Annotated in this window: 8 protein-coding genes and 3 tRNA genes; 7 read left to right on the top strand and 4 right to left on the bottom strand. The window is 56.6% G+C overall.

Annotated elements, in window-relative coordinates; translation table 11 throughout:
* Positions 1-206 precede the first annotated feature (206 nt).
* The 3 genes from mscM to rsgA form a co-directional block, all read right to left on the bottom strand.
* Positions 207-3536, bottom strand: coding sequence for a miniconductance mechanosensitive channel MscM (mscM, locus tag EPG66_RS14835; RefSeq protein WP_069026552.1), 3330 nt, complete (start codon positions 3534-3536; stop codon positions 207-209).
* 14 nt (positions 3537-3550) lie between these two features.
* On the bottom strand, positions 3551-4450 hold the full coding sequence (gene asd, locus EPG66_RS14840; RefSeq protein WP_031592726.1) for an archaetidylserine decarboxylase: 900 nt from the start codon (positions 4448-4450) through the stop codon (positions 3551-3553).
* A 171-nt stretch (positions 4451-4621) separates the two neighbouring features.
* Entirely contained in the window at positions 4622-5671 is a 1050-nt protein-coding gene (gene rsgA / locus EPG66_RS14845) for a small ribosomal subunit biogenesis GTPase RsgA (RefSeq protein ID WP_031592727.1), read from the bottom strand.
* Positions 5672-5772: 101 nt separating this feature from the next.
* On the opposite strand from rsgA, the gene orn reads away from it, so the two are divergent.
* The 4 genes from orn to EPG66_RS14865 all read left to right on the top strand — a co-directional run bounded on the left by orn (position 5773) and on the right by EPG66_RS14865 (position 6756).
* Positions 5773-6321 carry an oligoribonuclease gene (gene orn, locus EPG66_RS14850; RefSeq protein WP_031592728.1) on the top strand — a complete coding sequence of 183 codons (549 nt, stop codon included), beginning with the start codon at positions 5773-5775 and terminating at the stop codon, positions 6319-6321.
* 154 nt (positions 6322-6475) lie between these two features.
* Positions 6476-6551, top strand: a tRNA-Gly gene (locus EPG66_RS14855).
* Positions 6552-6579: 28 nt separating this feature from the next.
* Positions 6580-6655, top strand: a tRNA-Gly gene (locus EPG66_RS14860).
* A gap of 25 nt (positions 6656-6680) precedes the next feature.
* Positions 6681-6756, top strand: a tRNA-Gly gene (locus EPG66_RS14865).
* A gap of 350 nt (positions 6757-7106) precedes the next feature.
* Here the strand turns inward: EPG66_RS14865 and queG are convergent.
* Positions 7107-8246 carry a tRNA epoxyqueuosine(34) reductase QueG gene (queG, locus tag EPG66_RS14870; protein ID WP_031592730.1) on the bottom strand — a complete coding sequence of 380 codons (1140 nt, stop codon included), beginning with the start codon at positions 8244-8246 and terminating at the stop codon, positions 7107-7109.
* On the opposite strand from queG, the gene nnr reads away from it, so the two are divergent.
* Genes nnr through amiB form a run of 3 tightly spaced genes read left to right on the top strand, consistent with a single transcriptional unit; the run spans position 8245 to position 11905 of the window.
* Entirely contained in the window at positions 8245-9765 is a 1521-nt protein-coding gene (gene nnr, locus EPG66_RS14875; protein WP_074399997.1) for a bifunctional ADP-dependent NAD(P)H-hydrate dehydratase/NAD(P)H-hydrate epimerase, read from the top strand. The two genes, queG and nnr, sit on opposite strands and share 2 nt — an antisense overlap.
* Positions 9762-10238, top strand: coding sequence for a tRNA (adenosine(37)-N6)-threonylcarbamoyltransferase complex ATPase subunit type 1 TsaE (gene tsaE, locus EPG66_RS14880; RefSeq protein WP_031592733.1), 477 nt, complete (start codon positions 9762-9764; stop codon positions 10236-10238). The genes nnr and tsaE overlap by 4 nt, the downstream gene beginning before the upstream one ends.
* On the top strand, positions 10235-11905 hold the full coding sequence (amiB, locus tag EPG66_RS14885) for an N-acetylmuramoyl-L-alanine amidase AmiB (protein ID WP_039390551.1): 1671 nt from the start codon (positions 10235-10237) through the stop codon (positions 11903-11905). The genes tsaE and amiB overlap by 4 nt, the downstream gene beginning before the upstream one ends.
* The last annotated feature ends 14 nt before the right edge of the window (positions 11906-11919 follow it).

Raw genomic sequence — 11919 nt, forward strand, 5'->3', positions numbered from 1 at the left:
ATCGGCCCTCCCTGGCCGGCCCCGAACTGTCCACGCTTCCCGGCGTGGACTTCTGGCCCACCGTCACGCCTCAGCGCTGCGGATAGCCCTTGCAGCAGCATAGGCGCTCAGGCCTCCACTCTCGTGCCCTTTTTAACAGCACGCACCAGACTGCGTTATCACCTGTCGCTTAACTGACCAGCACCGGCTTAGCCGGGCGTTTTGCATTACAGTCCGCCGGACTTATAGGCGCGGGCAGCGGGTGTACCGTTGCTGGCAGGCAGCTTCTTGCCCAGGGTTTCCATACGCATCTGGAACGGCGGGAACGGCATCTCAATACCGTGCTGATCAAATCCGCTCAGAATCAACTGATGCAACTCGTGACGCAGCGGCATACGGTGTCCCATCTCAGCGGCATGCACACGAAGTTCAAATAACTGAATTCCCTGCTGCAGATCGACCAGGAAGGCTTCCGGTTGCGGCGTGTCCAGGACATAGCTGCAGCGTTCAGCCGCCTGGATCAGAATGGTGGTCACCTGTTCACTGCTGACTTTCGCCGGAGCCGGAATGGTGAGCACCACGCGCGTCACGGAATCGGACAGCGACCAGTTAATAAACTGCTCGGTGATAAAGGCCTTGTTCGGCACGATGATCTCTTTGCGGTCCCAGTCGGTAATGGTGGTCGCGCGGGTATTAATCCGCGTGATACTGCCGGTCAGGTCGCGGATCGTCACGGTATCGCCAATACGAATCGGCTTTTCGAACAGGATTATCAGACCTGAGATAAAGTTGGCAAAAATCTCCTGCAAACCAAACCCCAGTCCCACACCCAGCGCGGCAACCAGCCACTGCAGCTTAGACCACTCAATACCAATCATTGAGAAACCAATCAGCCCGCCAATCAACAGCAGCAGATATTTGGTCAGTGTGGTGATGGCGTAACCCGTACCTGGCGTCAGATTAAGATGCTGCAACAGCGCCAGCTCAAGCAGCGCGGGCATATTGCGCACCAGCTGAGTGGTGATAATAAACACCAGAATGGCAATCAGCACCGACCCCAGACTGATGGGCTGAATCGACTCTACGCCCTGTACTGAGGTACTGACGTCCCACAGCGGAATATTCTCCAGGAAACTAAAGGCCGAATGGATTTCTGACCACAGCACAATCACGGAGACCAGTGCGATAAGCATCAGGATAGAGCGTACCAACCGCAGCGACTGCGCACTGATTGCATCCAGATCAATTACCGGCTCTTCAATTTCAATCGCATCAGTGTTCAGAGAGCCTTGCTCCTTCTCTTCTTCACTGCGCGCACGGTTAGCCAGCATATCGGCACGGCGCTGGCGGGCGCGATCAAAGCCAAGACGGCGACGCTGAATCAGCATCCAGCGCCGGATAATGTGATAGATAACCAGCAGCAGGAACCAGATGGCGACAGAGGTCTCCAGTCGCGCCAGCAGCGCCTGCGCGGTAGCCAGATAACCCACAGCGGAGGCGAGAGCCGCCATCAGCGGCATAGCGATCATCAGGTTCCACAGCATCCGGTTCACCATGTTCTCGCCATTTCCCTCTTTATCGAGATAGAGCGGAATCCCGGAACGCTTCAGGCTGACGGTGACAATGCTGATTGCCCCGCAGATCAGGATGAAACAGAGACGGCCCAGCGAGGAGGAGAACTGCCGATCTTCCAGATTACCAAAGGCGATCAGCAACATAATCAGCGGCACAATCAATCCGATGCTCAGCGAGTAGTAGCGCATGGCGCGCGCCACCCGGTTTTGCGGCCAGCGGAAATGCACAATGAACAGGCCGTTAGGACGGGCAAAGGCAGCGCTGATCATAAACGCCCACAGCAGTGGCAGCGTGGCGGTAATGCCATCACCAATCGCTACGGCGATAGGGTAGGGCCAGGCGTTCTGCAGGCCATAACCCAGCGCACCCCATAACACCGGTAGCGGCAGCGCCACCAGGATCGACCAGAACAGGGTACGGATAGTCAGGCGGAAACGATCCTGAGTAACCTTGCCGACTTTGCTGGCGGAACGGTCAAGGAAAGCATTGAAGTGGCGGCGCGAACTGATGCTGAAGCCGACCAGCAGCAATGCCCCAATAATCGGCAGCACCGAGTTGCGGCTGGTAAACATCATCGCCATCGCTTTGCCGAGCTGACCCAGCGTATCCAGCGACAGCAGACGGGAAAGATCTTTGGCCAGATCCAGCGGATAACTCAAACCAATCGGATTAACGTCGGCGGTCCAGAACAGATAGCGGTGCGTCGCCTCTTTGACTTCCGTTAGCGCATCCTGCAACTGCGTGTTGCCAACCTTGAGCTTGGTAATCTCCAGAATCAGCGTGTCACAGCCGGAGATCAGCGAATTGAGCAGTTCTCTCTGAGTGCGTAGCTGCGCATCAAGAATACGCTTCTGATCTGCGGTGAAGGGCTGACCATCGGCCTGCCGTCCCTTGCGCAGCGTCTCCTGGCGCTCCAGCAGATCTTCATAATTGAGACGCTGCACGCGAAGCTGTGCCATCTCATTATCAATCTGCTGCGACTTGGGCATCTCCGGCAGACGCGCGACCTGCGCCCGTAGCGCTTCGCCCAGCAGATTAGAGGCACCCAGCCACTGCGACTGTTCACGCAGGGTAGAGAGCGCCTGGCGGACCTGAATAATCTGGTTGGTGGCCAGTCGCTGCTGCGACGCCACCAGATCCATGCGCTGCGCCTGCTGATTCAGGGCAACCGAGAGTTCACGGTTAACCCGAAACTGATCGCTGATCTCTGGCGGAAGATCGCCACTGTTTTCCGCCAGTTGCTCGGTGCGGGCCAGCGCGACTTCGGCTTCACGTTGCCGCTGATCGTTGAGCTGGTTGCGCAGCGCCTGAAGATAGTTATCGAGCTGAGTCGCTTTACGCTGGTGGGCTTCAGCCCGCATCCGCGCCAGTTCCTGACGGTTGTTGGCAGAGAGCTGTGCCAGCTCAAGTTCATCGACCAGCGCTTTATTCGCGGCGCTTTCCGCCTGGCGAGCCGCCAGTTGCAGTTGCCCCTGTGGCGAACTGCTGCTGACGCTCTGCAAACGGCGTTCACTCTCCGTCATCGCCCGGCGTGCTTCAGTCTGCTGCTGCGGCAGTTGCGACAGCGAATCACTGATTTCCCGCGCCCGATCCTGCTCCTGCCGTGCCTGACGCCCCTCTTCCAGCAGCTGGCTGCTGACCTGCAGGATCTCCTGATCCAGCTCGGCGCTGCTCATGTTATTGCGCACGGTTTTCCCGCTGTCACTCAGCGCGGCGATCTGCTGACGCAGTTCGCGCGCCAGACGCGGAAAATCATCAATAACCTGCTGATATTGCGCCGCGCGCTCCAGCGATTCATCACGTTCAGAGAGAAAGTTTAAGGCAGCTTCAATCGTCTGGATCTGTTCAGCCTGCGAGGGTGAACTTTTGGCCGATTTTATCTCTTCCAGCTGCTGTTTGAGCTGGCTGGCGTCAGGAAGGCTGGCCGCGAAGGCCGGGCTGCTGAGCCACAGGCTCAGCAGCAGGAGGAGAATCGAACGCACAGAGGACACTCAATTTAATCGACGATGACGTCGGACATGTCTGTCGCGACCGGTAGCGCAATCGCCAGCGGTTGACCCAGACGGGTTTTGCTTTCTGCTTCCAGGCTTTCAGCCAGTTTGACGCGGCCAGGTGCGAACAGATTGATGACGGTAGAGCCAAGCTTAAAGCGGCCCATTTCCTGGCCTTTCAACAGCACCACGGCGCCTTCATCATCCGCTGCCGGATAGTGCCAGCGCTTGATCACGCCTTCACGCGGTGGCGTGATGGTGCCAGCCCAGACGGTTTCGATGCTGCCGACAATGGTGGCACCCACCAGGATTTGCACCATCGGCCCGATATCGGTTTCGAAGTAGCAGATGACGCGCTCGTTACGGGCGAACAGGTTGGGAATATTACGCGCGGTCAGCGGGTTAACGGAGTAGAGGTCGCCAGGCACATAAATCATCTCACGCAGGATGCCGTTGCACGGCATATGGACGCGGTGATAATCACGAGGTGCCAGATAGGTGGTGACGAACTCGCCATCAACAAATTGGGCTGCCATGCGCTCATCACCCGCCAGCAGGGCGTCAATGGTGTAGTGATGACCTTTAGCCTGGAAAATCTGATCGCCTTCAATGTGGCCGAGCTGGCTGATAGCGCCATCCGCGGGCAGGGCGATGAGATTGGCATCGGCATCCACCGGACGCGCATCGTCTTTCAGCGGACGAACGAAAAAGTCATTAAAGGTACGATAGCTGGCGGTATCGGGCTTGCGCGCTTCCGCCATGTCGACTTTGTAAAACCAGACAAAGATGTCAATGACCAGTTTGGTCAACCAACCACCGCGGCGACTGGCGCCCCAACCGGCAAGTTCAGTCAGCCATTTCTTCGGGAGAATATGATTCAAGCCGAGTTTTAAACGATCAAACACCTTAGCCTCCTGGCTATTTTATGACGTTGTAAAAAAGGGGGCGGATTGTAGCAGCGCCCCGTTCAGATGGCGACTATACCCGATTTCCGGCACGCTGCACGGTCTGGACGCGCGACTGGAATGCACCTCGCAAAATGCCCCGGCTTATCCGTTCAGACGCGGTTATACCGATTAACTTTCACCATCAGGGAAATTTTTACGCGTTTTTACCTGCGCCATGCTCTCCAGGATACGGTGGTAGTTATCAAAACGGGACCTGTTGATTTTGCCCTGTTCGACCGCTTCGCGGATGGCACAGCCAGGATCGCTGCCGTGCTTACAATCGCGGAATTTGCAATCGCCAAGGAATGCGCGGAATTCGACAAATCCGCGGGTAATTTGTTCCGGCTCAAGATGCCATAAACCGAACTCACGCACGCCGGGTGAATCGATCACATCGCCGCCATCCGGGAAGTGATAAAGACGTGATGCGGTGGTGGTGTGCTGGCCTAAGCCTGAGCCATCCGAAACCTCGTTAGTCAGAATAGCGACCTGCTCTTCTTTGTCGAAGCCGAGCAGGGCATTCAGCAGACTCGATTTGCCGACGCCAGACTGACCGGCAAAGATACTGATGCGGTCGGTCAGCGCCGCTTTCAGGTCGTCCAGGCCGTTTTTCGCCCGGCTGGAGACCATCACCACGCGATAGCCAATATTGCGATAGATATCCATCTGCTTATCGACAGACGCGCGCGCCTTGTCATCCAGCAGATCGGTTTTGTTCAGTACCAGCAAAGGTTCAATGTCCAGCGTTTCGCTGGCAACCAGATAGCGGTCGATGATGTTTAACGACAGTTCAGGCAGGATCGCGGAGACGACGATGATCTGGTCGATATTCGCCGCCATCGGCTTCACGCCGTCGTAAAAATCGGGGCGGGTTAATACGCTGGTGCGCTCATGCACCGCTTCAACAATACCTTTGTTGCCGCTGGTTGCCGGACGCCACAGCACCCGGTCGCCGGTGACCAGCGAACGAATGGTTCGGCGGATATTGCAGCGGTGGGCGACGCCTGCGCTATCCTCAACATCAGCGTGCATGCCAAAACGGCTGACAACGACCCCATCTGCAGCTTCACCAAACAGGTTGTCATCCGCTTCCGGACGCTCTTTGCGCTGGTTGAGACGGCGATCGTGGTTAGCGCTTACGCGGCGTTGTTGGCCCTTCGACAGTTTATTTTTACTCACTCACCCTCACAGCGTTAGCCAGATTTCGCCCGGCTGGGCAAAACGTCTATGATACACCTTATTCATCGTAAATGACGACTACAGCAACCGCAGGAAACAGCATGCCTACTGGAAATGAACAGAATCTGATCTGGATTGATCTTGAGATGACCGGACTTGATCCGACGCACGATCGTATTATTGAAATTGCGACCCTGGTGACTGACGCCAACCTGAACATTCTGGCGGAAGGGCCGGTCATGGCCGTTCATCAGTCAGATGCGCAGCTGGCGCTGATGGATGAGTGGAATGTCCGCACCCACACCAACAGCGGTCTGGTTGCGCGGGTGAAGGAGAGTCAGATTGACGATCGCGCAGCAGAGCTGGCGACCATTGAGTTCCTGAAACAGTGGGTTCCGGCGAACACCTCGCCTATCTGCGGCAACAGTATCGGGCAGGATCGTCGTTTCCTGTTTAAGTACATGCCTGAGCTGGAAGCGTACTTCCACTATCGTTATCTGGATGTCAGTACCCTGAAAGAGCTGGCTCGTCGCTGGAAACCCGATATCCTTCCTGGCTTCAAAAAAGGGGGGACGCACCAGGCTCTGGATGATATCCGCGAGTCCGTGGCGGAGCTGGCGTACTACCGCGAACACTTTTTGCAGCTTTAATCGGCGACGGGTGCGCATGAAATCACCATGTTGCTGATTTAATCAGCAAACGCGCGGAAAGCGAAAATTTTTGCTTTCAGACGCTTGCAGCAGCAACGATTTCTCGTATAATGCGCACCCCGTACCGGTGAAGAATTTATTAACGGTACAAGGCGCGGGAATAGCTCAGTTGGTAGAGCACGACCTTGCCAAGGTCGGGGTCGCGAGTTCGAGTCTCGTTTCCCGCTCCAGTTTTAAAATGTAAGCAGTACCCTCTTTGCGGGAATAGCTCAGTTGGTAGAGCACGACCTTGCCAAGGTCGGGGTCGCGAGTTCGAGTCTCGTTTCCCGCTCCAGTTTTATTTAGCAGTGCCCTTCTATGCGGGAATAGCTCAGTTGGTAGAGCACGACCTTGCCAAGGTCGGGGTCGCGAGTTCGAGTCTCGTTTCCCGCTCCAGATTTAACATCACCCTCATTTCAGTCCGTTATCCGACTGTTTTACGTCGCGTGATTGTGATTGTTTCATGAAGGTTATCCACAGCACTGCACCCCATCGTCTGCGCCTGTTACGGCGATCTGTAAATGGCTTTTGAACAGAGTTATCCACAGTCTCACAGGTTAACCGAAGCGATAGCCTCATTATTAAATAAACACAACTTTTATATAAGTTGTTGATATTTATAATTATGAAAATATTTCAATTTGTTATTTAACAGCAAAATCAGCGTTGTTGCAGTTGAATGACAACAGCTTTTTATTTTTATTCACAGCATGTGGAAAACGATAATTCGCGATCAGGCTGTTCAATCACGCATCACGCGGTAAACCCTTCTCTACTGCACGAACCAGGCGCTTCTGCTGGGCCGGTTGCACTTCAACCACGAGTTGCTCTCGTTTCTGCTGCTGCTGCGTGATTGCCCACAGAATATGTTCATCCAGCAGGTCACTTTCACCGAGTCGTTGTTCCAGTACCTGAACGATTTCGGGCGACCAGGGCGCGTTACCCAACGCCACTGCAATATTACGCAGCCAGCGTAAATGACCAATGCGGCGAATCGCTGAGCCTTCAGTGATGCGTAAAAACTTCGCTTCATCCCATTGAAACAGATCGATCAGCTCAGGGGCATGTAGCGCCGCTCGCGGTGAAAAGTCGCTTTCGTCACTGAGTTGTCCATAGCGATTCCACGGACAGATCAGCTGGCAGTCATCACAGCCATATATCCGGTTGCCCATCAGCGGGCGAAACTCTTCCGGGATCGCGCCTTCCAGCTCAATGGTGAGATAGGAAATACAGCGTCTGGCATCCACGACGTAGGGCTCAACGATCGCGCTGGTGGGGCAGATAGTCATGCAGGCGACACAGCGGCCACACTGCTCCTGCTGCGGTGTGTCTACCGGCAGCGGAATATCGATCAGCAGTTCGCCGAGGAAAAACCACGAGCCAGCTTCCCGATTCAGTATCAGCGAATGTTTTCCGGTCCAGCCGAGTCCCGCTTTGGCCGCCAGCGGCCGCTCAAGCAGCGGGGCCGAATCCACAAACGGGCGAAAATTAAGCTCGCCACACTGCTGCTGGATCATTTCTCCGAGCTTTTTCAGTCGATTGCGCAATACTTTGTGGTAATCACGACCTAATGCATAACGGCTGACATAGCCCAGCTGGGGATTTTTCAACGTGCTGGCAAAGGCGGCTTTGGCCGGAAGGTAGTTCATGCGAACGCTGATAACGCGCAGTGTGCCGGGCAGCAGTTCATGAGGACGCGCCCGCATCATGCCGTGTCGCGCCATCCACTCCATCTCGCCATGATACTGCTTATCCAGCCACGCCTGCAGGCGCGGCTCTTCCGCACTGAGATCGGTATCGGTGATGCCGACCTGCTGAAAGCCGAGATCCAATCCCCACTGTTTAATCTGTTGTGCGAATTGATGAAGATCGAGAGGGTATGACATGAGTAACCAGGATTCGAAGAAAAACAGCCGCAGTTTACCATATTCTGTCTGGCCTGCGCAGGCTGTGGCCCAGCTTGAGCAACAAGGGGCCGATGCGCTCGGCATTACGCTGTATGAGCTGATGCTGCGTGCCGGACAGGCCGCTTACGAGCATCTGACGGCGCACTGGCCAGAGGCCAGCCACTGGCTGATTCTGTGTGGTCACGGCAACAACGGTGGCGATGGTTATGTGCTGGCGCGACTGGGACAGGCGGCGGGCAAAACCGTTACGCTGCTGGCGTGCGAAAGTGAAAAAGCGTTGCCGGAAGAGGCGCAGCGTGCACGTGACGCGTGGCTGGATGCGGGCGGTGAAATTCATGCGGCCGATGCGGCCTGGCCAGAGCAGATCGATGTGATTGTGGATGCGCTGCTGGGAACCGGCAGTAATCGTGCGCCCGAAGAACCCTATGCCACGCTGATCCAGCGGGCGAACGCCCATGCGGCGCCGAAACTTGCCATTGATATGCCTTCCGGCTTATCAGCCGGCAATGGCACCGCGCCCGGCGAAGTAATTAATGCCAGCCATACGCTGAGTGTGGTCGCTCTTAAACCGGGCCAGATCACTGGCAAAGCGCGAGATTACATTGGAGAGCTTTACTATGCCGATCTCGGCCTGGCCGCTTTTCTGGCGGGCGAAGGGGCTCCCATCGCGCGTTATGATGCCAGCGCATTAACCCGCTGGCTCAAGCCGCGCAAACCAACCTCGCACAAGGGCAGTCACGGCCGGCTGTTGGTAGTGGGGGGCGATGCCGGTACTGCTGGCGCGGTGCGGATGACGGCAGAAGCGGCGTTGCGCAGCGGTAGTGGGTTAGTGCGAGTACTTACTCACAAAGATAATATTATTCCAATCCTGACCGCCCGGCCCGAAATTATGGTCGATGAACTGACCGATGAGCGCCTGACGGAGGCGCTGGAGTGGGCCGATGTCATTGCGATAGGGCCCGGTCTGGGTCAGCGCGAATGGGGAAAGCGGGCGCTGAAGCAGGTAGCGGGCAGTGAAAAGCCGATGCTTTGGGACGCGGATGCGCTTAACCTGCTGGCAATCAGTGCGGAGAAACGTCAGAATCGCATTATTACGCCGCATCCTGGTGAAGCGGCGCGTTTGCTGAATACCGAGACTAGTGAAATTGAGAGTGACCGCTTACATGCAGCGCAGACATTGGCGCAGCGTTATGGCGGCGTAGTGGTACTGAAAGGTGCCGGTACGCTGATTGCCAGCGAGCAGGGTGAAATGGCCTTTGCTGACGTGGGCAATGCCGGAATGGCCTCCGGCGGTATGGGCGATCTCCTGAGTGGAATCATCGCCTCGCTGGTGGGCCAGAAACTGACGCTGTTTGATGCGGCCTGCGCCGGTTGCGTTGCACATGGTGCCGCGGCCGATGCGGTCGCTGCGCAACGTGGTACGCGCGGTATGCTGGCAACTGATTTACTGGATCTGCTGTGGCAGTTTGTTAATCCTGAGATGAATAAAGAAGCATGAAGACCTGTGTTATCTCTTTGCCCGATGAGGCGGCTACGCTCAGTTTGGGCGCTCAGCTGGCGCGCGCCTGTGGCAGCGCGGCAGTGATTTATCTCTATGGCGATCTGGGGGCGGGTAAAACCACCTTCAGCCGCGGCTTTCTGCAGGCGCTGGGCCATCAGGGCAACGTCAAAAGCCCCACTTACACGCTGGTTGAGCCTTACACGCTGGACGACCGCACACTTTATCACTTCGACCTCTATCGTCTTGCCGATCCCGAAGAGCTTGAATTCATGGGCATCCGCGACTATTTCAGCGGCGATGCTATCTGCCTGGTCGAATGGCCGCAGCAGGGCGCCGGTTTTCTGCCGCCGCCCGATCTCACACTAACGCTGCGTTACGTGGGTGACGCGCGTGAAGCGGAACTGACCGCACAATCCTCGTCGGGCCAGCAATGGCTTGAACAATTTGGTCAGGGCAGGGATCAGGCATGATGTCACGGATGAAAATAGCGCTGGTGACACTGTTGCTGCTGGTCTCTACACCCCTGTTTGCCGCCACCCTGTCAGACATCAAAGTCGCCAATGGCGACAGCCAGGCAACCATCACCCTGAATTTTGCCGGACAGCCTGTCTATGGCTTCTTCCCGCTGCGCAATCCTGACCGTGTGGTGCTTGATGTGCGCCAGAGCGGCGTGGTTCAGGGCCTGCCGTTAAATTTCAGCGGCGAAAACATCGTAAAGCGAATTCGCACCAGCACCCCTAAAGATAAACAGAGCGTGCGGCTGGTGTTTGAGCTGACGCAGGCGGGTAAAACCCGGGCGGTCACCCAGCGCAATGGCAACAGCTACAGCGTGGTCTTCACCATTACCGGTAAGCCGCCTGCTGTTAAGCGCAGTGTGCCTGCGCCGGTAACGGCCCCGACGCGCGTGCCCACCCAGAGTGCCGCAGCGGCTAACCCCTTTAATTCGAATCCGGTGACGTCCGTGACCAGCACAGCCAGCACCGTGAGTCCTGGCCGGGCCGTCAGCCAGAATGATACCGTGATTGTGGCGATTGATGCCGGACATGGCGGTCAGGATCCCGGCGCTATCGGGCAGCGCGGGCTGAAAGAGAAGAACGTCACGATCGCGATTGCACGTAAACTGCGGGTGTTGCTGAATAACGATCCGATGTTCAAAGGCGTCCTGACGCGTGATGGCGACTATTTTATCTCGGTTATGGGCCGCTCCGACGTGGCGCGTAAAGCCAACGCCAATGTGCTGGTATCAATTCATGCTGACGCCGCGCCGAGCCATGCGGCGACCGGTGCATCGGTCTGGGTATTATCAAACCGCCGGGCCAATAACGAGATGGCTAACTGGCTGGAGCAGAAAGAGAAACAGTCTGAGCTGCTGGGCGGCGCAGGTGACCTGCTGGCTAACAGTCAGGCCGACCCCTACCTCAGCCAGGCGGTACTTGACCTGCAATTCGGTCACTCGCAGCGGGTCGGTTATGACATCGCCCAGAAAGTGTTGCAGCAGATGCGCAGCGTGACGTCGCTGCATAAACGTCTGCCTGAGCATGCCAGTCTTGGCGTGCTGCGTTCACCCGATATTCCTTCTTTGCTGGTGGAAACCGGCTTTATCAGTAATTCCTCGGAGGAGCGACTGCTTGGCAGTAGCGCACACCAGGATAAGATTGCGCAGTCGATCTATAAAGGTCTGCGCACTTATTTCCTGGCGCACCCGCTGCAATCCATCCCAAAGGAGGAAAACCGGCCGCTGGGCTCGTCGCCAGCGGTTAACGTCGCCAGCAACCCGGCGACCGGGGTGACGCAATATACTGGCGTAACTCAGCGCCATACGGTAACGCGCGGTGAGACACTTTCCGGGATTGCCGCGAAGTATGGCGTCAGCATGTCGACCCTGCGTGAAATGAACACCCTGAAGCGGGATGTGGTATGGGTTGGACAGCGATTGAAAGTGCCGGCCAGTGCGGCCGCCAGCCGCACCACGCGCGCCACGCCACGCGGCGTTGTACGTCATAAAGTGGTCGTGGGCGATTCACTGACCGGCATTGCCGCACATTATGGCGTCAGCCCGAAAGCGATAATGCAGACCAATAATCTGAAATCGACCAACGTCATGTTGGGGCAGAACCTGAAAATCCCTGCATCCTGATTGTTTGCCCGGCC

Origin of the sequence: Pantoea pleuroti (assembly GCF_014156615.1) — a bacterium.
GTDB classification, from domain to species: Bacteria; Pseudomonadota; Gammaproteobacteria; order Enterobacterales; family Enterobacteriaceae; genus Pantoea; species Pantoea agglomerans.